The following is a 21,857-nucleotide window of genomic DNA, read 5'->3' as shown; positions in this document are numbered from 1 at the left end:
ACGGAGGATGGAGAACGACAGGTCACGGCACCCGAGTTCGAGGAGAGACGAGGACATGGCACTGGAGATGCGCGACCGCTGCGAGCGCTGCGAGACGGCTACGCTGCCGATGGACGCACCGGCCCGCATCTGCTCCTACGAGTGCACCTTCTGCGTGCCGTGCAGCGACGCCATGAACGATGTCTGCCCCAACTGCGGCGGGGAGCTGGTCCCCAGGCCCCGGCGCACGGTGCAGGCGTGAGGGGAGTAACGATCGCACGCGGGGCCCGCACGCTCGCTCAGGTGTACCGCGACTTCGGCGAGACCGATGCCGCCGAGACGTCACCGTTGTACGCGCGTGTCGCCCTCGCCCTGAGTGAGTCCGGGGAGGCGCTGCGTGCCGTAGAGGCGGCGCCGGCGCGCAGGCGGCACCCCACCGTGATCCTCGCCGCGCTGCACGACCTCGCCCTGGCCGGACGCGCCCCGGAGCTTGCCGCGGCCTATGCCGCCGCGGACGGCGACGCCGCCGCCGGTGCGGCGATCGACACGCTGCTGCGCATGACCGACTCGGTCGTGGCCGTGGCCGCGCGCCGGCCGCCGCGGGCCGACGAGACCGGACGCTGCGCCGTGCTGTATCCGGCCGTCGCGGAGGCGGCGCGCCGGGTGGGCGCGGATACGGTCGGGTTGATCGACGTGGGCTGTTCGGCCGGGCTCAATCTCACTGTCGATCGCGTCGGTATCACGTACAGCAATGGGCAGTTGCTGGGCGACCCGTCCTCTCCCGTGCAGCTGACGGCTTCGATCGTGGGTGAACGGCCCGTCCCGGTGCGGGCGATGCCCGAGGTCGTCGCACGGATCGGTGTCGACGTCGCTCCGTTCGACGTGACCGACGCCGATGACGCCCGATGGCTGCGCGCCTGTCTGTGGCCGGAGCAGCGGGAGCGGATCGCGAGGCTCGAAGCGGAGATGGCGTTGGCGGCGACGGCCCCTCCCCTGCTGTTGCAGGGTGACGTCGTCGACGTGCTGCCCGACGCCTTCGCCCGGGTGCCCGCCGACGCCCTGCCTGTCGTCACCACGACATGGGCGCTGTCGCGGCTCTCTCCCGAGGGCCGGCTGCGCTTCCTGCACCGCCTCGGCGAAGCGGCGGCCGACCGGGCGGTGGCGTGGGTGTCGGCGGAGGGGGTCGGCGTCGCGCCGACGGTGCCGACGCTCGGCGACCGCCGAGCCTCCGGCCACAGCATCCTCGGCGTCACGGTGCTCGACGGGGTCACCGTGCACGCCGAGGCCGTTGGCCGCTGCTGGTCGCGGGGGCGTTTGCTTGCGTGGCTGGCCGGCTCCTAGTCCACCGGCAGGGCGTGGGAGCCTGCGCGGTCAGAACCAGTGCAGGCAGTGCGGGGAGCGCTCGGTGCGGAAGAGAGCGTCAGCGAGGGCGGCCGCGTCCGGGTGGTGGGCCCTGATGTGTCCGGCGCGCACGAGCGTGCTCGGGGTGGTGCCGCCGAGGTAGACCGAGCCCAGGTCGCGCACGTCCAGGGACAGGTCGGGCTCGCGGTCCGTGGGGACGCAGTCGGCCTTGCTGTCCCGGACGGTCAACAGGTAGCGGCCGTGCTCGCCGAGGAACGGGTCCTCGACATCGAGGACGAGCTCGCCGTCGGCGAACCAGCCGCGCGCGGTCAGCGCGCGCGGGACGTCCAGCAGCCGCACCCAGAGCCAGTCCGTCTCGTCGCCCACCTCGCCGGCCCGGAAGTCCGCGAGCTGCCAGCGCAGCGGGTGCCGGGGCGGGACGTGCTCGAACACGACCTTGGTGGCCAGGTCGTGTCCGAGCACGAACCGGGCCAGGGCCGTGAAGGCGGCGCCGTCGGTGGCGATGGTCTCGTCGACCTTCAAGGTCTGGCCCTCGCCCATCGAGTAGCTGGCGTACCCGTCCGGGACGCCGTCGGCGTCGCGGTGGACGGCGATGTAGCGCGGTGCGGGCGAGATCGGGGGCTGTCCCGCGCGCAGGGCCCACCAGCGGTGGGGCCGGGACAGCGCGCCGGGCTGGGCGCGGCGATACCGGTCGTAGATCTCTTCCAGGAGCTCGCCGCACTCGGCGCGCCGCAGCACCTCGACCGAGCCGTTGTCCGGGCCGGTTGCCGGTGCGTCGGCCGTTTCGCGCGCCCGGGGAGGCGTGAGGGCGGCCCGGTGGCGCTGCACCGTCAGCCGCTGGGTGTAGGTCGCCGGTCCGTAGCCGAACCTGCCGTAGATCGAGGCCTCGGTGCACAGCAGTACGGAGAGGAACTCCCCGCGGGCCCGCAGCTCGGCGAGCTGATGCCGCATCATCGCGCTGAGCACGCCCTGGCGCCGGTGCGAGGGCAGGACGCCGACGGCGGTCACCCCGGCGGCCGGGACGAGGGTTTCACCGGGCAGGGTGAGCTCGAAGGAGTGCGCGGCGGCGGTGCCGACGGGCCGCCCGTCCGCCGTCAGGGCGAGCAGGCCGCGGTCCATTTCGAGCGCCGACCACCACAGCCCGCCGCCCTCGACCGGGGTTTCCGGGAAGCGCCCGAACGCGGCATGGACCGTGTCGACGAAGACGTCGAGATCCTCTTCGGTCGTGGGACGGATCTCCATGGCCGGCGCTGCCTCCTCGGGATACCGGCACCACGCGACGTGGTGTCCGGCCACAGTGCAGCGTCGACCCGTTGCCCGGTCAAACGAATTACGGCCCGGGCCGCAGCCGGTCGCCCAGCCCTAGGCCACGGAGATGTCCACGGACGGCCTCAGCTTCGCCGCCGCGGCCAGGGCAGTGTGTGCGGGGTGGGTGTCGAAGGACGCCAACAGAGCTTTGTCCGCGGGGAGTTCGGAGGCGGGGTAGGCGATCTGCTCGTAGGCGGACTGGAAGCGCGGGCCCCAGCGGCGGGCGCCGAGGCGGGCCGTGCGGGAGCAGTTGTCGACCATGTGGGCCACGTCGCGTGCGTGCATGTACGGCAGCAGGGAGTCGACGGCCTCGATGACCGACTCGTTGACGATCTCCGACCAGGGGTGGCCGCGCTCGGCGAACTCGTCGATCTGTGCCGTCATCGTGGCGACGAAGACACCGGCGGTGAACGGCTCGACGGGCAGGGCGCGTTCGGAGCGCCGGGCGCGGACCCGGTCGCCGACGGACCACATCGGGGCACCGCCGATCCCGCTCATCGGGCGGCTGCCCAGGCGGCGTTCGGCCAGGATCACGCTGCGCAGCTCGGTGCCGTCGGCGACCTCGTCGTAGATCTCGGCGATGATCTCCCGGGCGGGCTCGTACGTGGCCGTGTACGCGCGGTCGAAGATCTCGCGCCCGGCCGGGTCGAGGCCTTCGCGGACCGCGCGCAGGCCGGCGCGCGAGATGGTGCGGGCGATGGGGCCGGTGATGTTCTCGCAGGACTTCTCGTACGCCGTCACCTCGTCGTCGCCTGCGAGCCGGTACCGCGTGAACAGGCTCTCCACGATGCCATGGACGGCGCCGAGCAGGATGGCGCGCTCGCCGACGATGTCGGAGCGGTACTCGCTGTCGAGGGTGGTGCGGAAGGTGTACGGCGAGCCGAGCGCGACCGACCAGCCGAGGGCGAGGTCGACGGCCCGGCCGTCGGGGTCGGCGTGTGCGGCGAAACTGCTGTTGATTCCGGCGCCGTTGATCTCGGCACCCTGCTCGTACAGGCGCCGCACCGAGTCGCCCATGCCCTTGGGGCACACCGCGATCACCGGGTGCCCGGCGGGGAAGTCGCCGCCGGTCTCCCGGAGATGGCCGAGCAGGAAGCCGTGCGAGAGGCCGATCGCGGCGCCGGGCTTGAGGGCCGCGAAGATCTCGCGGTGGTGGGCGGCGAGCGCGGCGTCGGCGATCAGCAGGATGACGAGGTCGCTCTCGGCCGCCACGGTCAGCCAGTCGCCGAGCGTGCCGTCGTCCTCCGTGAAGCCGTGGGCGCGGGCGTCGGCGGCCGACGGTGAGCCGGGGCGCAGTCCGACGGCCACCCGGATGCCGGTGCCGGCGAGGGAGTCACGGAGGTTGCGGGCCTGGGCGCGGCCCTGCGGGCCCCAGCCGAGCACGCCGATCCGGTGCACGCCGGCGAAGGCCTTCGGCAGCAGCGGGAAGAGGTGCCGGCCGCCGCGCAGGACGGTCTCCGTGCCGCCGGGCACGTCCATGGTTTCGAGCGGGAAGACGCGGGAGGTGTACACCGTGGTCGAGGTCATGGGTGAGTTGTAGGCTCCGCACGAGCATTGCAGCAAGCGCAACTTTCGCAGCGCACTGTTGCAGCTGGCGAAAGGTGCAGGTCATGCGGGACGATCACCGGGAGCTGCGGCTCTTCCTCCATCTCGCGCAGTCCCTGAACTTCGGGCGGACCAGTCTCGACTGCCATGTCAGTCCGGCGACCCTGACCCGAACCGTGCAGCGACTGGAGGCGGATCTGGGCCATCGGCTGTTCGACCGCGGGCCGCGCGGGGTGTCACTGACGGCCGAGGGGCATCGCTTCCGTGAATACGCCGTGCAGGCACTGGAGTTGTGGCGCGCCTACCGCGAGGAGCATCCCGATCCGGCCGAACTCACCGGCCGACTGGCCGTGTTCGCCACCGTGACGGCCTGCCAGGCGCTGCTGCCGGACCTGTTGGCGCCGTTCCGCGCCGCCCATCCGCAGGTACGGCTGGATCTACGCACCGGCGACGCGGCGGCGGCGCTGGCGCGGCTGGACGAGGGCGAGGTCGACGTGGCCGTCGCGGGGATCCCGGCGCGGTTGCCGGAGCCGTTGGTGAGCCGGACGGTCGCGGTGACGGAGCTGGCGTTCGTCACGGCCCGGGACCGGATGGATCCCGGACTGGACGGCCCGTTCGTGCTGCCGCACCGGGGGCTGGTCCGGGAGGCCGCTGATCGGTGGTTCCGCGGCCGTGGCACCGTGCCCGAGCTGGCGTGCGAGCCGGACGGGCACGAGGGGCTGCTGACCCTGGTGGCCCTGGGCTGCGGCACCGGTGTGGTGCCCCGGCTCGTGCTGGAGCACAGCGCCGTCCGGGACCGGTTGTCGGTGCTCCCGGTGGATCCGCCGCCGGAGCCGTTCCCGATCGGGTTGTGCGTCCGGCGGGCGGATCTGCGCCGCCCGCTGGTGGCGGCCCTGTGGAGCCTCACGGACCACCAGCGCGTCACCGGCCACGAGCGCCTCACGGGCTACCAGGGCAGCGCGCCGTCCGCCGAGAAGTAGCCGCCGGTCAGCCCCTCCGTCCCCACCTGCGCCATGCGGACGATGATCTCGGCGCCTTCCTCGACGGTCTGGGTGCCGGTGCGGCCGTTGAGGTCGGTCGCGGTGAAGCCGGGCTCGACGGCGTTGATCCGCATCCGCGGGAACGCCTTCGCGTACTGGACGGTGAGCATGTTGACGGCCGTCTTCGAGGCCGGATAGGCGAGGCCCGGGTAGAAGTGCGCCGGCGAGGCCGGGTCGGACAGTCCGGCGAGGGAGGCGAGGCCGCTGCTGACGTTCACCACGACGGGGGCGGCGGACCGCTGGAGCAGCGGCAGGAAGGCGTGGGTGACGCGGACGACGCCGTAGACGTTCGTCTCGAACACGGTCCGCAGGTCGGCGGCCGTGGTGTCCGCGGGGCCGAGGACGCTGTTGTTCTCGGCCCGGCCCTCGATGCCCGCGTTGTTGATCAGTACGTCCAGTCCGCCCTCGGCCTCGATCGTCCTGGCGGCCGCCGTCACGGACGTGTCGTCGGTGACGTCGATGCGGACGAACCGTGCGCCCAGTTGCTCGGCGGCCCGGCGTCCGCGTTCCTCGTCGCGGCTGCCGACGTAGACGGTGTGGCCCGCGGCGAGGAGGCGGCGGGCGGTCTCGTGGCCCAGGCCCTTGTTGGCTCCGGTGATGAGTGTGGTCGTCATGTCCTCAAGGCTGCGGCGCGGCGGCGCGGGCAGCCAGCAGCCTGTGCTTCCTGGGACTGCGGGTACCAGGCAGCGGCCCGGCGGACCGTGTTCACTGGGGGCATGACGGCAACGGAGCTCGGGCAGGCGCTGCGGCGCTGGCGCGACCGTGCCTCGCCCGGTGCGGCCGGACTGCCCGCGGGCGGGCAGCGGCGGGCGGCCGGGCTGCGCCGCGAGGAGCTGGCCCTGCTGGCCGGGATCTCCGTCGACTACGTCACCCGCCTCGAACAGGGCCGGGCGGTCAACCCGTCGGCGCAGGTCGTGGAGGCGCTGGCCCGGGCACTGCGGCTGTCGGGCGACGAGCGCGCGTATCTGTTCCGGCTGGCCGGACTGGTGCCGCCGGGGCCCGAGACCGTGCCCGCGTATCTCACACCCAGCGTGCAGCGGCTGCTGGACCGGCTCGCCGGGACTCCCGTCGCGGTGTACGACGCGGCCTGGACGCTGCTGATGGCCAACCCGATGTACGCGGCGCTGATGGGCGATCCGTCGGGGTGGCGGGGCTTCGAACGCAACGGTGTGTGGCGCAACTTCCTCGGTCCGGGCAGCCGGGCCCGGCAAACCCCAAAGGAGCGGCGGGAGTTCCGGGCAGCCCTGGTGGCCGATCTGCGCACGACCGCGGCCCGCTATCCGGCGGACCGGCAACTGCGGCTCCTGATCGCGGAGTTGCGGGCGAAGAGCGAGCGCTTCGCCGAGCTGTGGGACACGGGCGTGGTGGGGACGAACCCGGGCGGGCACAAGACGATCGAGCATCCGCAGGTGGGCCCGCTGACCCTGGACTGCGACATCCTCACCGTGATGGGCAGCGACCTGCGGATCATGGTCTACACGGCCGAGCCGGGCACACGGGACGCCGAACGGCTCGCGCTGCTCGGCGTCCTGGGCACGCAGTCTCTCGTCGACCAGAGCCCCTAGCGGGTCGTCATCCCCCGCCCAGCGCCCCCAGCGGATCGTCCAGCACCGGCTGCCATGCCAGTTCCGCCGCTCCGACCAGGCTGTTGTGGTCCAGGGTGCAGGCCAGGATGGGCACGCCGCCGCTCTGCCCCCACAGGCTGCGGTCCGCGACGACGGCGCGCAGCCGCTCCGGGTCGGCGTCCAGGAGGGTGCGGTGCAGTCCGCCGAGGATGATCCGGTCGGGGTTGAGGATGTTGACCAGACCGGCCAGGCCCAGGCCCAGGCGGTCGATCAAGGCCTCGGCCGCATGGCGCACGCCCGGGTCGGCGTAGTGGTTGCGGACGAGGTCGTTGGCCTGCTGGAGCAGGGAGACCTCCGGGCCGGGCTCGCGGCCCGCGGAGGTGAGCAGGGCCAGCGGGTCGGCCTCGACGTCGAGGCAGCCGCGGCTGCCGCAGTGGCAGGGGCGGCCCTCGGGGTTGACGGTGAGGTGGCCGACCTCCAGGGCCAGGCCCGAACTGCCGGTGTGCAGACGGCCGTCCAGTACCAGCGCGCCGCCCACGCCCCGGTGCCCGGTGGCCACGCACAGCAGGTCCCGCGCGCCGCGTCCGGCGCCGTGCCGGTGCTCGGCGAGCGCGGCGAGGTTGACGTCGTTGGCGGCGAACGCCGGTCCGGTGATCCCGGCCGCGCGCACGCACTCGGCGAAGATGCGGCGGACGGGCGCGCCCACCGGCCACGCCAGGTGCAGGGGGTTCAGGGCCAGCCCGTCGGGTTCGGCGACCGCGGACGGGACGGCGAGCCCGGCGCCGACGCAGCGCCGCCCGGTGCTGCGCAGCAGTTCGGCACCGGCTTCCACGACGGAGCCGAGGACCTTCGCCGGGTCGGCGTCGATGGTCTCGCAGCCCGGCGCGGTGGCGACGATCCGCCCGCCGAGGCCGACCAGCGCCGCCCGGAATCCGTCGGAGTGCACCTGGGCGGCGAGGACGACGGGTCCGTCCTCGGCGACCGACAGCCGGTGCGAGGGCCGGCCCTGGGATCCGGCCGCCGCGCCGGGCCGGGCGTCGACCCGGATCAGCCCGAGCGCCTCCAGCTCGGCGGCGACCGCGCCGGCCGTGGCCCGGGTCACGCCGAGCTCGGCCGTCAGCACGGCCCGCGTCGGGGCACGGCCGGTGTGCACGAGCTCCAACGCGGGCCCGAGCGCACCACGTCCCCGGTCCAACCGCGTCCTTGAGGTGGTCCCTTCCCCCGCCGGCCGGGGGTCAGCCTTGCCGCTCATGTGGGCGAGTCTCCCATGATCCGCTGGTGGACCGGTCTACAGGCCGCTCACCCGGAGCGTGATGTTCAGCCGCCCGGTGAGCCGCAACTCGGGCGGGGCGGTGCCCGGATGCACCCGGGGCACCCCGTGGTAGGCGAGTCTGGACGGTCCGCCGAACACGAACAGGTCGCCGCTGCGCAGCTCGACATCGGTCCAGGGGCGGGTGCGGGTCTCGCTGTTGCCGAACCGGAAGACACAGGTGTCGCCCAGGCTCAGCGACACCACCGGCGCGTCCGACTTCTCGTCGCTGTCGCGGTGCATGCCCATGCGGGCGTCGCCGTCGTAGAAGTTGATCAGTGCGATGTCGTACGGCGGTGTCGTCGTCCCCAGCGCGTCGCGCACCGCGCGCCGGCCCAGCTCCCCCAGCCAGTCGGGGAACGGCTTGACCGGGGCGCCGTCGCCGTCGACGACGGTGCGGGCGTAGGCGTACGGGTACCAGTGCCAGCCGAGGCAGACCTGGCGGGCGGTCATGGTGCCGCCGCCGGGGGTGCGGACCGTACGCAGTCCGGCGGGCGGGCGTGCCCACTGCCGACAGGCCTCCACCAGCTTGCGCTGCCGTTCCGCGTCGAGCCAGTCCGGCACATGGACGGCGCCCGGCGCGAACTCGGTACGGGTTCTGGGGAACAGCTCGGCGGCCATGGGGCCATGCTGCCCGACTACCGGGGAACGGGCAGGCCCGCGACCTCGCGGGGGAAGTAGGTCTCCAGGTCCTCACCGGCCGAGTGCAGGCGGCGGACCAGATCGCGGGCCCGGGTCACGGTGGCCGCGTCGGTGTGGCGGACCGCGCCGTTCGGCACGCCGGACGGGCTGTAGTCGAGGACGTACACCGCCTCGTCGCCCAGGACGCACAGTTCCGGCAGCCGGTCCCGCTCCTCGTGACGCGCGGCCTCCTCGGCGTCGAGCACCGAGACCCGCTCCCCGTAGGCGCGCTTGAGCCGCAGGAGGTTCAGCTCCCACTGGATGTACGGCACGAGCGGCCGCTCCACGACACGGACCCGGTGCAGCACGAACCCCGCGGCGTCGATCTTGCCGTAGTACTCCTGGAACTCGGGGCGCAAGCCCTCGATCAGCCGCAGGGACTCCTCCCACTCACCCCTGCGCAGCGCCTGCCAGCTCGGGAAGTCGCCCTCGTCGTAGCTCTGCATCCGTTCCAGCTTCCAGAAGCCCTCGTCGCCGATGTGCCAGAACCTCCGGTCGAAGTCGGCGATGTAGGCGTCCTGGTCGAGGCGCGTCCCCGCGTCGCCGGGGAACAGGTCTGTCATACGTCGAACACCTTCCGGTTCAGCTTCGGCGGCGGGACTGGCGGTTGCGCCAGCGGGTGGTGAACCACAGTGCGTGGACCGTGGCGAGTGAGGCAAGGGTCAGCAGGGCGTCGGCGAGGTCGAGGCCGGTGGGTGCCGTGCGCAGGTCTCCTACGGCGGTGGCGACCAGGCGGAGTTCGGCCGGGACGGTGTAGGCGGCCAGTGCGGCCAGGCACAGCGTGGTGCCGACGACCAGGATCAGACTGTAGATCCGCACCGCGCGCCGCTCGGTCGGCGGCAGCGCCAGGCTCGGGTCGGCGGCGCCGGTGTGCCGGCGCAGCAGGCGCGCGGCCAGGTGGCGGGCGTAGGCGCGGCCGTCGCCGTACAGGTCACGGCAGCCGGTGAGGTCCTGGAGGACGAAGTACACGTCCGTGCGCATGAACATCATCAGCTGGAAGGTGAGCGGCAGCACCGCCCACAGGACCGTCGCCGCGAGCAGCCGGTGTGGCGCCGAGCCGGGCGCTGTGACCGTGAGGAGCAGGAAGGCCGTGGCGCCCACGCAGAGGTTGACGCCGATCCCGGCGAGGTAGGCCGTCAGCCGGTGTCTGCGGGGTGCGAGTTCGATGCCGCTGATGTCGGTCTGGGCGACCAGGAACTGCAGCCGGGTGCCGAACCCGATCCGTCCGGGGACGCCTGCCGCGCGGGCCACGGCGAGGTGCGCCAGCTCGTGCAGCAGGACGATGGACCACCCCACCACGGCGCCGGAGACGATCACCACGCTGCCCCGCTCGCTCCACAGCATGCTGCGGTACGTGGGGACGAGGTCGGGGCGCAGGACGAGCGCGACCAGCGCGCCGGCGACCAGGACGGCCGGGAGCAGCGGCAGCAGCGGGCTCAGCAGGAAGCGGACGTGTTCCGGCCGCAGCCGCGGCAGCGTGGGCGGCCGTACCGGGCCCGACTCCACCGGGCGGCCTTCCGCCCGGGCCACGAAGCCCAGGTCCATGAGGTCGTGGACGAACTCGGCCAGGTCGAGTTCCTCGCCGGTCTCGGCCAGCAGGCGTTTCTCGGCCTCCGCCACGCTCAGGCCCTGGTCGAGGAGCCGGATGGCCGTGATGCCCGCCTCGGGCATCGCGACGAAGGTCCGCGACTCCGGGCGGCCGACGATCCACTCGGCGCCGTCCTCCCGCCAGGTCAGGCCGTGCAGCTGGACCCGGGAGGCCGGCCCGACCGTGACCGTCGCCCGGTCGGTGCCGGTCACGGGGCGACTCCGGCGCAGGCCGGGCACGTGTCCCGGCGGGGGTAGCGGTTCAGGTCCGGCTCGCCCGGTGTCATCAGGTTGATGCCGTGCCGGTAGCCCAGCTCGACCGTGACCGTCGCCCGGTCGGTGCCGGTCACGGGGCGAGTCCGGCGCAGGCCGGGCACGTGTCCCGGCGGGGGTAGCGGTTCAGGTCCGGCTCGCCCGGTGTCATCAGGTTGATGCCGTGCCGGTAGCCCGGCTCGACCGGCGGGACCCCCGTCAGTGCGCTGATCGCGGCATGCACGAGCAGCCCTGCGGAGAGGGTGGCGGTGGCGGCGTTGACCGGCCCCCACTCCATCCGTGGCGACACGGACTCCTCGTCCTGGCCCGGCGCGAGCCGCAGGTCCCGGGCCGCGGCGTCCTGGTCCCGGTGGCATTCGAAGCAGGCACCGCGGCCCGGGACGTAGACGCCGACCGTGATGTGCGGTCCCCGGTAGCCGCCCTCGACCCAGGGGGTGCGGGTGGCGAGGCAGGCCCGGTTGGCCCAGCGGCGCAGGGCGGCCGGACGGTCCGCGCTCAGCACGAGCAGGTCGTGGGCGGCGTCCTGCTCCTGTGCCGGCGTCCGTCGCAGGAGCCGCTCCAGATCCTCGGGGCCGCGGATCTCCTGGCGCGCGCCGGTGACTTCCACGTCGGTGTTCAGGGCCCGCAGCGATTCCAGCGCGGCGTCGACCTTCGGCCGGCCGATGTCCTGCTCCCGGTAGAGGAGCTGCCGGTTGAGGTTGGACAGTTCCACCACGTCGGGATCCACGCAGTGCAGCCGGCCGACTCCGGAGGCGACGAGGCCCTGCGCGGCGATGCCTCCGGCGCCGCCCAGGCCGATCAGGAGCACACGGGCCTTCGCGAGCCTCAGTTGCAGCTCCCAGCTGTCCGCCCGGGGCGAGCGGTCCATCCAGCGCAGCAGGGCGACTCCGCGGCCGTAGCGTTCCGTCTCGCGCTCGGTGAACGCCTCGGGCACCGTGGCGGCCGCGTCCTCCAGGAACCCGGCCTCGGCGAGATCGGCCATCGCCCGCAGGACGTCGGCGGCGGTGAGCTCGGGGTGCGCGGCGGCGATCTCCCCGGCGGTCCGGGTCGGGGTGCGGGTGCCGTCCAGTGCCTGGACGAGGGCCCAGACCCAGCCGTCGGGGTCCTCGATCTCGGCGCCGATGCCGTGGATGACGCTCCCGATACGCACATGGCCGTCGACGGTCAGATACGGACGATGCTCGGGCTTGACCCTGGGACGGCGCAGCGGCACCGCGCCCCGGTCCCGGACAGCAGGATCCCCCACCTCATCAACTCCCGTTACTCAGAGACCACTTGACATCCTGAACAACTGCTGAATCCTTGGCAAGGCCGTATCCGTTGTCCACCCGGAGGCACCGATGATGAAGAAGATCACCATTCGGCCGCTCGACAAGAAGGAAACGACGAGCGACAGCGCGGGAACGAGCAACTGACACAGCTCCGTCGTACGCACCTCTCCGTGAGGGGGGCGGGGACGCCTGGCGTCCCCGCCCCGACACGGCATGACCTGCGGCTCCGCTAGCCTTGACGCACGATGAACGACCGTATGACGACTCCCTGGGGCAAGCTCGCGCTGGCCCGTTTTCCCGCGGACCCGCGTGACAGGCTGCGCGCCTGGGACGCCTCCGACGAATACCTCCTGAGGTATCTCGCGGAGGAGGGGACCCCGCTGTCCGGCACGGTCGTGGTCGTCGGGGACCGCTGGGGCGCGCTGGTCACGGCGCTGGCCGCGCACCGGCCGGTGCAGATCACCGACTCCCACCTCTCGCAGGAGGCGACCCGCGCGAACCTGGAGCGGGCGGGTGTGGAGCCGGGTGCCGTGCGGCTGCTGACCACCCAGGATCCGCCGCCCGCCCGGATCGACGTCCTGCTGGTGCGGATCCCGAAGAGCCTGGCCCTGCTGGAGGACCAGCTGCTGCGCCTTGCGCCCGCCGTGCACGCGGACACGGTCGTCGTCGGCACGGGCATGGTGAAGGAGATCCACACCTCGACGCTGAAGCTGTTCGAGCGGATCATCGGGCCGACGCGGACCTCGCTGGCCGAGAAGAAGGCGCGGCTGGTCTTCTGCACGCCGGATCCCGCGCTCAAGCGCGAGGACAACCCCTGGCCCTACCGGTATGCGCTGCCCGAGGGCGTGGGTGCGGTGTCGGGGCGTACGGTCGTCAATCACGCGGGGGTGTTCTGCGCCGACCGGCTGGACATCGGCACCCGGTTCTTCCTGGAGCATCTGCCGGGCAGCCGGGGCGCTCAGCGGGTGGTGGACCTCGGCTGCGGCAACGGCGTGGTGGGTACGGCCGTGGCGCTGGCCAATCCGCAGGCCGAGGTGCTGTTCGTCGACGAGTCGTTCCAGGCGGTGGCCTCGGCGGAGGCGACCTACCGGGCGAACGGGGTGCCGGGGCATGCCGAGTTCCGGGTCGGGGACGGGCTGGCCGGGGTGCCGGCCGGCAGTGTGGACCTGGTGCTGAACAATCCGCCGTTCCACTCGCACCAGGCGACGACCGACGCCACCGCGTGGCGGATGTTCACCGGGGCCAAGCGGGCGCTGAAGCCGGGCGGTGAGCTGTGGGTGATCGGCAACCGTCATCTGGGCTACCACGTGAAGCTGCGGCGGCTGTTCGGCAACAGCCGCCTGGTGGCCAGTGATCCGAAGTTCGTGGTGCTGAAGGCCGTCAAGCGGTAGGTCAGGGTTGGGGCCGGCGGTCAGGGAGCGCCGAGGACGCGGATGATCGCGGCGACCGCGTGCACCATCGCCTCGCGGCCGACGCTGAGGTACTTGCGTGAGTCGACCGCTTCCGGGTGGGCGGCGAGGAAGGTGCGGATCGCGCCGGTCATGGCGATGTTGAGGGCGGTGCCGACGTTGACCTTGGCGATGCCGCCGGTGACCGCCGCGCTGAGTTCGTCGTCCGGCACGCCGGAGGAGCCGTGCAGGACGAGCGGTACGTCCAGGGTGGCGGACAGCCGTTTGAGGCGCTCGTGGTCGAGGGCGGCGGTGCGGGTGGTCATGGCGTGGGTGCTGCCGATGGCGACGGCGAGGGCGTCCACGCCGGAGTCGGTGACGAAGGCGCGGGCCTGGGCGGGGTCGGTGCGGGCGCCGGGGGCGTGGGCGTCGAGGGCCTGTTGTCCGGCCTTGCCGCCGATCTGGCCCAACTCGGCCTCGATCCAAAGACCTTGGGCGTGGGCCCAGTCGGCGGCGGCCTTGGTGGCGGCGAGGTTCTGGTGGTACGGCAGGCGGGCGGCGTCGTACATCACGGAGCTGAAGCCGGCGCCGGCCGCCTGGCGCAGCAGGTCGTCGCTCTGGACGTGGTCGAGGTGCAGGGCCACGGGCACGTCGGCGCGTTCGGCGGAGGCGACGGCGGCGCGGGCGAGCGGGAGCAGGCGGCCGTAGCGGAACTTGACGGCGTTCTCACTGACTTGGAGGACGACGGCCGTGCGCACGGACTCGGCGCCCGCGATGACGGCCTCGATGTGTTCCAGCGTGATGATGTTGAAGGCGGCTACGGCGGAGTGCTGTGCGGCGGCGCGGGTGACGAGCTCGCCGGTGGTGACGAGGGGCACGGCGGGTCCTTCCGTGGGCGTCAGTCGGCGAGGATGACCGAGCGGGTGAGGTGGCGCGGCCGGTCCGGGTCGAGGCCGCGGGCCCGGGCGACGGCGACCGCGAGGCGCTGGGCGCGGACGAGGTCGGCGAGCGGGTCGAGGGTGCCCGCCACCCAGGTGCCGCCGGTGGCGAGGACCTGCTCGGCCAGGCCTTCGGGCGCCTCGCCGAGCATCCAGGTGGCGGTGTTGCGGGTGGTGATGCTGATGGGGCCGTGCCGGTACTCCATCGCCGGGTAGGACTCGGTCCAGGCCTGTGCGGCCTCCCGCATCTTCAGCGCGGCCTCGTGGGCGAGCCCGACCGTCCAGCCGCGCCCGAGGAAGGTGAACTGGGCGTGCTCGACGAGGTCTTGGGGCAGCGGGGCGTGCAGGGCGGTGCGGGCGTCGGCGAGGACGGCGTCGGTGTGCAGGCCGAGGTGGGCGCGGAGCAGGGTGAGCGCGGTGGTCGCGAACCGGGTCTGCACCACGGAGCGTTCGTCGGCGTAGTCGAGGACGACGACGTCGTCGGCGGCGGCCATCACGGGGGTGGCCGGGTCGGCGGTGACGGCGGTGGTGCGGGTGCGGCCGCGCAACTCCCCCAGCAGGGCGAGCACTTCGGTCGTGGTGCCGGAGCGGCTGAGGGCGACGACCCGGTCGTAGGCGCGGCCGCGGGGGAACTCCGAGGCGGCGAAGGCGTCCGTCTCCCCCTGGCCTGCGGCCTCGCGCAGCGCTGCGGCGGACTGCGCCATGAAGTACGAGGTGCCGCAGCCGACGATCGCGACCCGCTCCCCCGGCGCCGGCAGGACCTCGCCGTGCGCGGTCGCCTCCGTCGCGGCCCGCGCCCAGCACTCGGGCTGTGCGGCCAGTTCCTCTTCGACGTGGGTCATGCCCACCCCTCCCCTGGTTTGATTTTTCTTGCAAGATACTGCGAGCTTTCGAGCAGAATCAAGCATTCGAGGAGAGAGGTGGGTGCGCTAAGGTCGCGGAAGATCGAGGAACGGAGGGTGCGGATGTCGCGCGACGCCCGCTGGAAGACGCTGCTGGAGCTGCTCGTCGAGCGCGGCCGGCTGGACGTCGAGGAGGCGGCCGCCGAGCTGGCGGTCTCGGCCGCCACGATCCGGCGTGACTTCGACCAGCTGGCCGAGCAGCAGATGCTGGTGCGCACCCGGGGCGGCGCGGTCGTGCACGGGGTCTCCTACGAACTGCCGCTGCGCTACAAGACGGCCCGGCACGCCTCGGAGAAGGAACGCATCGCCAAGGCGGTGGCGGCGCTGGTCGCGCCCGGCGAGGCGGTGGGGCTGACCGGCGGCACCACGACGACCGAGGTGGCCCGCGCGCTGGCCGTGCGCGGCGATCTGTCGTCCGGCTCGCCCGCGCTGACCGTCGTCACCAACGCGCTGAACATCGCCAACGAGCTCGCCGTACGCCCCCAGTTCAAGATCGTGGTGACCGGCGGGGTCGCCCGCCCGCAGTCCTACGAACTCATCGGGCCGCTCGCGGACGGTGTGCTGGGGCAGATCACGCTCGATGTCGCGGTGCTCGGCGTCGTCGCCTTCGACGTCACGCACGGCGCGGCGGCCAACGACGAGGCGGAGGCGGCGATCAACCGGCTGCTGTGCGAGCGCGCCGGGCGCGTGGTCGTGGCGGCGGACTCCAGCAAGCTGGGCCGGCGGGCGTTCGCCCGGATCTGCGCGGCCGAGACGGTGGACACGCTCGTCACCGACACCGCCGCCGGCCCGGAGACGGTCCGGCGCTTCGAGGAGGCGGGCATCGAGGTCGTCACGGTCTGAGGCGGTTCCCGGCCCGGGGGTGTCCGTTCCGGCCTAGTCTGGGATTCCAGGCGCATGTCGGGGGCCACGGGAGGCTGCGATGAGCACAGCACCGAGCGACCGGGAGATTCCGGGGGATACGCGGTATCTGCCGATCGCGGAGCACGGACTGATCGGCGATCTGCGCAGCGTGGCCCTGGTGGGCACCGACGGCACGATCGACTGGTACTGCTGCCCGTCCTTCGACGCGCCGAGCGTCTTCGCCGCGATCCTGGACGCCGAGCGCGGCGGCTGCTTCGAGCTGGCCGCCGCCGTCCCGGCCCGCACGAAGCAGTTCTACTTTCCCGACACCAACGTTCTGATCACCCGGTTCTTCACCGAGGACGGCGTCGGCGAGGTGCAGGACTTCATGCCGGTCGACGGCAACCCGGTGGAGAGCGAACGCCATCGGCTGATCCGGCGGGTGCTGTGCGTACGCGGCTCCATCCCGTTCCGCACCCGGGTCGCCCCGCGCTTCGAGTACGGCAGCCAGCGGCACAGCGTCCGGATGGTCGGCGACGTCGCCGTGTTCGAGTCCGCCAAGCTGTCGCTCGGGCTGACGGCGACCGTGCCGCTGGAGGTCGACGGCCCGGACGTACGGGCCGAGTTCAAGCTCGCCGAGGGCGAGTCCGCGGTGTTCGCGCTCGACCAGGTGGGCGGCGAGGTGTCGCCGCGCCGCTGCCCGAGGGCGGAGGCCGAGGAGCAGTTCAACTCCACGGTGGCGTACTGGCGGCGCTGGCTGTCCGCCTCCAAGTACCGAGGCCGCTGGCGGGAGATGGTGCACCGCTCGGCACTCACCCTGAAGCTGCTGACGTACGCGCCCACCGGGGCGATCGTCGCCGCGCCGACGACCAGCCTGCCCGAGGAGCTCGGCGGCGAACGCAACTGGGACTACCGGTACGTGTGGGTGCGCGACGCCGCCTTCTGCGTGTACGCGCTGCTGCGGCTGGGGTTCACCGGCGAGGCCGAGGCGTTCATGAAGTTCGTGACCCGGCACATCAGCCCCGGCGACGGCAAGCCCTCGGGGCCCCTGCAGATCATGTACGGCATCGACGGCCGCACCGATCTGACCGAGCGCGAACTCGACCACCTGGAGGGCCACCACGGCTCCGCGCCGGTACGCATCGGCAACGCCGCCGCCGACCAGCTCCAACTCGACATCTACGGCGCCCTGATCGACTCGATCTACCTCTACGACAAGTGGGCGCAGCCCATCTCCAGCGACCAGTGGGACGACGTGTGCGCGCTGGTCGACTGGGTCTGCGAGCACTGGGACCAGCCGGACGAGGGCATCTGGGAGACCCGGGGCGGGCGCAAGAACTTCCTGTACTCGCGGCTGATGTGCTGGGTGGCGATCGAGCGGGCCATCCGCATGGCCAACCGGCGCGGACTGCCGGCCGACATCGTGCGCTGGCGCAACTGCCGGGACACCATCTACCGGCGGATCATGAGCAAGGGCTGGTCCGAGACGCGTCAGGCGTTCGTCCAGCACGAGGACGACGACGTGCTCGACGCGGCCGTACTGATGATGCCGCTGACGAAGTTCGTCGCGCCCACCGACCCCAAGTGGCTGTCCACACTGGACGCCCTGACCGCCGACCTGGTCTCCGACTCGCTGGTCTACCGCTACGACCCGCAGGCGAGCCCCGACGGGCTGCACGGCGACGAGGGCACGTTCTCGATCTGCTCGTTCTGGTACGTCGAGGCCATGGTGCACGCCGGACGCGTCGACGAAGCCCGGCTGGCCTTCGAGAAGATGCTCACCTACGCCAACCATCTCGGCCTCTACGCCGAGGAGATCAGCCACACCGGTGAGCAACAGGGCAACTTCCCACAGGCGTTCACCCATCTGGCCCTGATCAGCGCCGCGTTCAACCTGGACCGGGCGCTGGGCTGAGAGACCGGGCCGGCAGGGGCTGCCTGCCGGCCCGTCGGGTCGCCCGGGGGCGGGCCATCAGTGCCCGTGGCCCGAGTCGTGCGTGGCCTCCTGCGACGGGGCGGAGGGTGCCGGCGCCGCCGTCCCGGCCCGGACCGTGAAGGCCGCCGTGTGGACCTCGCCATCGTGCTTGAAGTCGAGGAAGAGCCGGTAGCTGCCGCCGCTCGGCGCGGTGGCGCCGAAGGAGACGTCCGGACCGGGCTTCGTCCTGCCGTCGCCGGGTTCGCCGTTGGGGTGGACGTGCAGGTAGGCGAGGTCGCCGGAGCGCAGGGCGACGAGGTGGCCGTAGGCGCCGAGGTAGGGCTGGAGGTCGGTGACGGGCTTGCCGTCGCGCGAGACCCTCAGCTTTACCTCGCTCTCCGCGCCGGGGCGCAGAGCGCCGTCCAGGCTGACCTGGTAGCCGTCGACCTCGGCGGTGGCCTCCTGCTTGGGCAGTCGCTGCGGCTCGTACCGTCCGGATACGGCGAGGTCGGCACCGAGGGTGAGGTTCTCGGCGCCCTTCTTCGCCGGGGTGAAGTCGGCGAAGACCCGGTAGCCGCCCGCGCGGGGCAGGTCGACGGGGGTGCTCCAGGTTCCGTCGGCGGCGCGGGTGGGGTGCAGATGCCGGTAGGTGACCAGGTCGCGTGAGGCGACGATGAGGTGGAGCTCCTTGTCGTGCTCGCGCTCGTAGGCGGTGACCGCGCGGCCCTTTGCGTCGCGTATGACGAAGCTCAGGTCGCTGCGCTCGCGGGCCGTGACGGCCTGGGTGCGCAGGTCGAGGGTGTAGCCGCCCTCGGAGATCTGGAGCCCGCCGGCCGGGGACTGTGCAGCGGCGGCCGGGGCCCGCTCGCTCCCCTCGGCCGCCGGTGAGGCCTCGCCGTGGCTCTCGTGGCGGGCGGGCGCGGGGTCATCCGCGACCGGTCCCACGCCCTGGCCGACTCCGTAGGCGGTGCCGAATGTGGCGGCCAGGCCGGCGGCGAACGCGGTGATCTTCAGTCCGGCATGCATGGCGGTCTCCCGGGTGTCAGGGCCTCCCTACGAGGCCTTCCATGCCGCTCACCATACCCCTAGGGGGTATAAAGTCAACTCGAATCCGGGCTTGCCTTCGTTACCCCCCAGGGGTATACATGAACTCGGCAAGGATACCCCCGACGGGTATCCAGGCCCTATCGACCCACACTCGGGAGGAACCCCATGTCCACGTCCACGTCCGCACCCACGTCCTGCTGCTCCCCCTCCGGCACCTGCTCGACCACGTCCGCCGCCCCCGCGCAGACCACCGCCGGCATCACCACGACCTACGCCGTCGCCGGCATGACCTGCGGCCACTGCAAGGCCACGCTCACCAAGGTCATCGGCGAGCTGGACGGCGTGACCGGTGTCGACGTCGACCTCGACACCGGCCTGGTCACGGTCACCAGCGCCACGGAACCGAACGACGTCCTCGTGGCCGGGGTCGTCGACGAGGCCGGCTACGAGCTGACCGGCCGGGCCTGACCGCACTTCCCGCACCCGCCGGGACCCGGCTCACCCCGGGTCCCGGCCTCCCGTCCCGTATGAGGAGCAGACATGACCACCGCGACTACCGCATCCACCGCGTCCGCCGATATAGAGCTCGCCATCGGGGGCATGACCTGCGCCTCGTGCGCCGCGCGTATCGAGAAGAAGCTGAACCGGATGGAGGGGGTCGAGGCCACCGTCAACTACGCCACGGAGAAGGCGAAGGTCACCTACGGCGCGGACGTTGATGTCCAGGACCTCATCGCGACGGTGGAGGCGACCGGGTACACGGCACAGGCGCCCTCGCCGGAGCCGGAGGCCGAGGCGGCCGTCGAGACGTCCGACGAACTGCGGCCGCTGCGGGAGCGGTTGGTCACGGCGGTGGTGCTGGCGGTGCCCGTCATCGCGATGGCGATGGTGCCGGCGCTGCAGTTCGAGTACTGGCAGTGGCTGTCGCTGACGCTGGCGGCGCCGGTGGTGACGTATGCGGCCTGGCCCTTCCACAAGGCGGCCGTCACCAACGCCCGGCACGGCGCGGCCACCATGGACACGCTGATCTCGGTGGGCACTGCGGCGGCGTTCCTGTGGTCGCTGTGGGCGCTGTTCTTCGGCACGGCCGGTGAGCCGGGGATGACGCACCCCTTCGAGTTGACCATCGCCCGCACTGACGGGGCCGGGAACATCTATCTGGAGGCCGCCGCCGGAGTCACCGCGTTCATCCTGGCCGGGCGCTACTTCGAGGCGCGCTCCAAGCGCAAGGCCGGGGCGGCGCTGAAGGCGCTGCTGGAGCTGGGCGCGAAGGACGTCACCGTACTGCGGGACGGCCGTGAAGTGCGCATCGCGGTGAGCGAGTTGGCGGTGGGCGACCGGTTCCTGGTGCGGCCCGGCGAGAAGATCGCCACCGACGGTGTGGTGGTGGAGGGTTCGTCCGCGGTGGACGCCTCCATGCTCACCGGCGAGTCCGTGCCGGTCGAGGTCGGCGTCGGGGACACCGTCACCGGCGCCACCCTCAACGCCGGCGGCCGCCTGGTCGTCGAGGCCACCCGGATCGGCGCCGACACCCAACTCTCCCGCATGGCGAAGCTGGTGGAGGACGCGCAGAACGGCAAGGCAGCCGCCCAGCGGCTCGCCGACAGGATCTCCGCGGTGTTCGTGCCGGTGGTGATCGCCCTCGCGCTGGGCACCCTGGGCTTCTGGCTCGGCAACGGCGCCGGCCTGACGGCCGCGTTCACCGCCGCGGTCGCGGTGCTGATCATCGCCTGCCCGTGCGCCCTGGGTCTGGCCACCCCGACCGCGCTGCTGGTCGGCACCGGTCGCGGCGCCCAGCTCGGCATCCTCATCAAGGGCCCGGAAGTCCTGGAGTCCACCCGCCGCGTCGACACCATCGTGCTGGACAAGACCGGCACCGTCACCACCGGCCGCATGACCCTCCTGGCCGTGCACACCACCGACAACGCCGAGGAGGCGGAGGTGCTGCGGCTGGCCGGCGCGCTGGAGCACGCCTCCGAGCACCCCATCGCCCGCGCCGTCGCCGACGCCGCCCTGACCAAGCTCACCACCCTGCCCACCCCGGAGGACTTCGCGAACATCACCGGGCTCGGCGTGCAGGGCATCGTCGACGGCCACGCGGTCCTCGTCGGCCGCGAGCAGCTGCTCGACGAGTGGGCGATCCAGCTGCCCGTGGAGCTGGCCCGCGCCAAGGCCGACGCCGAGGCGGCCGGGCGTACCGCCATCGCGGTGGCCTGGGACGGCGAGGCACGGGCGGTCCTGGAGGTCGCCGACGCGGTGAAGGACACCAGCCCCGAGGCGATCAAGAGGCTGCGCGCGCTCGGTCTGACCCCGATCCTGCTCACCGGCGACAACCAGGCCGTGGCCGAGTCCGTGGCCCGCCAGGTCGGCATCGCGCCCGAGCACGTCATCGCCGAGGTCCTGCCCCAGGACAAGGTCGACGTCATCAAGCGCCTGCAGGGCGAGGGCCGTTCGGTCGCCATGGTCGGCGACGGCGTCAACGACGCCGCCGCCCTCGCCCAGGCCGACCTCGGCCTGGCCATGGGCACCGGCACCGACGCCGCCATCGAAGCCGGCGACCTCACCCTGGTCCGCGGCGACCTGCGCGCCGCGGCCGACGCCATCCGCCTGGCCCGCCGCACCCTGTCAACCATCCGCTCCAACCTGTTCTGGGCCTTCGCCTACAACATCGCCGCCCTCCCCCTGGCCGCCGCCGGACTCCTCAACCCCATGCTCGCCGGAGCGGCCATGGCCTTCTCCTCCGTCTTCGTCGTCGGCAACAGCCTCCGACTGCGCGGATTCCAGCCCATCGACCGGTGAAGACACCGACACAGAGCGGCTGGCTCCGTCAGCCCCCTTCGCGGGCGGCCGACGGGGTCGGCCGCCGGGCTTCTGCCGTGAACGAGCGGGCGTTCGCCCGGCGTT

Annotated in this window: 21 protein-coding genes; 9 read left to right on the top strand and 12 right to left on the bottom strand. The window is 72.7% G+C overall.

What is annotated here, in order from left to right; all coding sequences use genetic code 11:
• Positions 1-55 precede the first annotated feature (55 nt).
• Positions 56-241: a DUF1272 domain-containing protein gene (locus AB0Q90_RS12195; protein ID WP_363160608.1), complete on the top strand. Its 186-nt coding sequence runs from the start codon at positions 56-58 to the stop codon at positions 239-241.
• The gene (locus AB0Q90_RS12190) at positions 238-1,320 is read left to right on the top strand and encodes a DUF2332 domain-containing protein (RefSeq protein WP_363160607.1); all 1,083 of its coding nucleotides are present in this window, start codon (positions 238-240) and stop codon (positions 1,318-1,320) included. Before AB0Q90_RS12195 ends, AB0Q90_RS12190 begins: the two co-directional genes overlap by 4 nt.
• Positions 1,321-1,350: 30 nt before the next feature.
• Here the strand turns inward: AB0Q90_RS12190 and AB0Q90_RS12185 are convergent, their stop codons facing one another.
• Both AB0Q90_RS12185 and AB0Q90_RS12180 read right to left on the bottom strand, forming a co-directional pair.
• On the bottom strand, positions 1,351-2,583 hold the full coding sequence (locus tag AB0Q90_RS12185) for a GNAT family N-acetyltransferase (RefSeq protein ID WP_363160606.1): 1,233 nt from the start codon (positions 2,581-2,583) through the stop codon (positions 1,351-1,353).
• Between the two features lie 120 nt (positions 2,584-2,703).
• Positions 2,704-4,176 (bottom strand): ketol-acid reductoisomerase, encoded by a 1,473-nt coding sequence (locus tag AB0Q90_RS12180; RefSeq protein WP_363160605.1) that lies wholly within the window; start codon positions 4,174-4,176, stop codon positions 2,704-2,706.
• 83 nt (positions 4,177-4,259) lie between these two features.
• Between AB0Q90_RS12180 and ilvY the strand changes: the two genes are divergently transcribed.
• On the top strand, positions 4,260-5,174 hold the full coding sequence (gene ilvY / locus AB0Q90_RS12175) for an HTH-type transcriptional activator IlvY (RefSeq protein WP_363160604.1): 915 nt from the start codon (positions 4,260-4,262) through the stop codon (positions 5,172-5,174).
• On the opposite strand, the gene AB0Q90_RS12170 is transcribed toward ilvY, so the two are convergent.
• Positions 5,141-5,848: an SDR family NAD(P)-dependent oxidoreductase gene (locus tag AB0Q90_RS12170; RefSeq protein ID WP_363160603.1), complete on the bottom strand. Its 708-nt coding sequence runs from the start codon at positions 5,846-5,848 to the stop codon at positions 5,141-5,143. The genes ilvY and AB0Q90_RS12170 overlap by 34 nt on opposite strands.
• Positions 5,849-5,950: 102 nt before the next feature.
• On the opposite strand from AB0Q90_RS12170, the gene AB0Q90_RS12165 reads away from it, so the two are divergent.
• Positions 5,951-6,799: a helix-turn-helix transcriptional regulator gene (locus AB0Q90_RS12165; RefSeq protein WP_363160601.1), complete on the top strand. Its 849-nt coding sequence runs from the start codon at positions 5,951-5,953 to the stop codon at positions 6,797-6,799.
• Between the two features lie 7 nt (positions 6,800-6,806).
• Here the strand turns inward: AB0Q90_RS12165 and AB0Q90_RS12160 are convergent, their stop codons facing one another.
• From AB0Q90_RS12160 to AB0Q90_RS12135, 6 genes are read right to left on the bottom strand one after another with little or no spacing between them, the layout of a single operon-like run.
• A complete protein-coding gene (locus AB0Q90_RS12160; protein WP_363160600.1) occupies positions 6,807-8,051 on the bottom strand; it encodes an ROK family protein in 1,245 nt (414 codons plus the stop codon).
• A gap of 36 nt (positions 8,052-8,087) precedes the next feature.
• Entirely contained in the window at positions 8,088-8,729 is a 642-nt protein-coding gene (locus AB0Q90_RS12155; RefSeq protein ID WP_363160599.1) for an alpha-ketoglutarate-dependent dioxygenase AlkB, read from the bottom strand.
• 17 nt (positions 8,730-8,746) lie between these two features.
• Entirely contained in the window at positions 8,747-9,352 is a 606-nt protein-coding gene (locus AB0Q90_RS12150) for a DUF6879 family protein (RefSeq protein WP_363160598.1), read from the bottom strand.
• Between the two features lie 19 nt (positions 9,353-9,371).
• Entirely contained in the window at positions 9,372-10,589 is a 1,218-nt protein-coding gene (locus AB0Q90_RS12145) for a site-2 protease family protein (RefSeq protein WP_363160597.1), read from the bottom strand.
• A complete protein-coding gene (locus AB0Q90_RS12140; RefSeq protein WP_363160596.1) occupies positions 10,586-10,726 on the bottom strand; it encodes a hypothetical protein in 141 nt (46 codons plus the stop codon). The genes AB0Q90_RS12145 and AB0Q90_RS12140 overlap by 4 nt, the downstream gene beginning before the upstream one ends.
• Positions 10,723-11,895 (bottom strand): ThiF family adenylyltransferase, encoded by a 1,173-nt coding sequence (locus tag AB0Q90_RS12135; RefSeq protein WP_363160595.1) that lies wholly within the window; start codon positions 11,893-11,895, stop codon positions 10,723-10,725. Before AB0Q90_RS12135 ends, AB0Q90_RS12140 begins: the two co-directional genes overlap by 4 nt.
• Before the next feature lie 282 nt (positions 11,896-12,177).
• On the opposite strand from AB0Q90_RS12135, the gene AB0Q90_RS12130 reads away from it, so the two are divergent.
• The gene (locus AB0Q90_RS12130; RefSeq protein WP_363160594.1) at positions 12,178-13,311 is read left to right on the top strand and encodes a methyltransferase; all 1,134 of its coding nucleotides are present in this window, start codon (positions 12,178-12,180) and stop codon (positions 13,309-13,311) included.
• A 20-nt stretch (positions 13,312-13,331) separates the two neighbouring features.
• Here AB0Q90_RS12130 and AB0Q90_RS12125 read toward each other — a convergent pair whose 3' ends face one another.
• Both AB0Q90_RS12125 and AB0Q90_RS12120 read right to left on the bottom strand, forming a co-directional pair.
• Positions 13,332-14,186 (bottom strand): class II fructose-bisphosphate aldolase, encoded by an 855-nt coding sequence (locus tag AB0Q90_RS12125; RefSeq protein ID WP_363160593.1) that lies wholly within the window; start codon positions 14,184-14,186, stop codon positions 13,332-13,334.
• Between the two features lie 20 nt (positions 14,187-14,206).
• On the bottom strand, positions 14,207-15,088 hold the full coding sequence (locus AB0Q90_RS12120) for an SIS domain-containing protein (RefSeq protein ID WP_363160592.1): 882 nt from the start codon (positions 15,086-15,088) through the stop codon (positions 14,207-14,209).
• A 123-nt stretch (positions 15,089-15,211) separates the two neighbouring features.
• Between AB0Q90_RS12120 and AB0Q90_RS12115 the strand changes: the two genes are divergently transcribed.
• A complete protein-coding gene (locus tag AB0Q90_RS12115; RefSeq protein WP_363160591.1) occupies positions 15,212-15,991 on the top strand; it encodes a DeoR/GlpR family DNA-binding transcription regulator in 780 nt (259 codons plus the stop codon).
• A gap of 79 nt (positions 15,992-16,070) precedes the next feature.
• On the top strand, positions 16,071-17,906 hold the full coding sequence (locus tag AB0Q90_RS12110) for a glycoside hydrolase family 15 protein (protein WP_363160590.1): 1,836 nt from the start codon (positions 16,071-16,073) through the stop codon (positions 17,904-17,906).
• A 57-nt stretch (positions 17,907-17,963) separates the two neighbouring features.
• Here AB0Q90_RS12110 and AB0Q90_RS12105 read toward each other — a convergent pair whose 3' ends face one another.
• Positions 17,964-18,932, bottom strand: coding sequence for a hypothetical protein (locus tag AB0Q90_RS12105; protein WP_363160589.1), 969 nt, complete (start codon positions 18,930-18,932; stop codon positions 17,964-17,966).
• A 186-nt stretch (positions 18,933-19,118) separates the two neighbouring features.
• On the opposite strand from AB0Q90_RS12105, the gene AB0Q90_RS12100 reads away from it, so the two are divergent.
• A complete protein-coding gene (locus AB0Q90_RS12100; protein WP_363160588.1) occupies positions 19,119-19,421 on the top strand; it encodes a heavy-metal-associated domain-containing protein in 303 nt (100 codons plus the stop codon).
• A 72-nt stretch (positions 19,422-19,493) separates the two neighbouring features.
• On the top strand, positions 19,494-21,752 hold the full coding sequence (locus AB0Q90_RS12095; RefSeq protein WP_363160587.1) for a heavy metal translocating P-type ATPase: 2,259 nt from the start codon (positions 19,494-19,496) through the stop codon (positions 21,750-21,752).
• Positions 21,753-21,857: the final 105 nt, after the last annotated feature.

Origin of the sequence: Streptomyces sp. NPDC079141 (genome assembly GCF_040686775.1) — a bacterium.
Taxonomy (GTDB): Bacteria; Actinomycetota; Actinomycetes; order Streptomycetales; family Streptomycetaceae; genus Streptomyces.
Note: the sequence above shows the minus strand (reverse complement) of the source record. Positions and strands in the feature narration are given on the sequence as shown.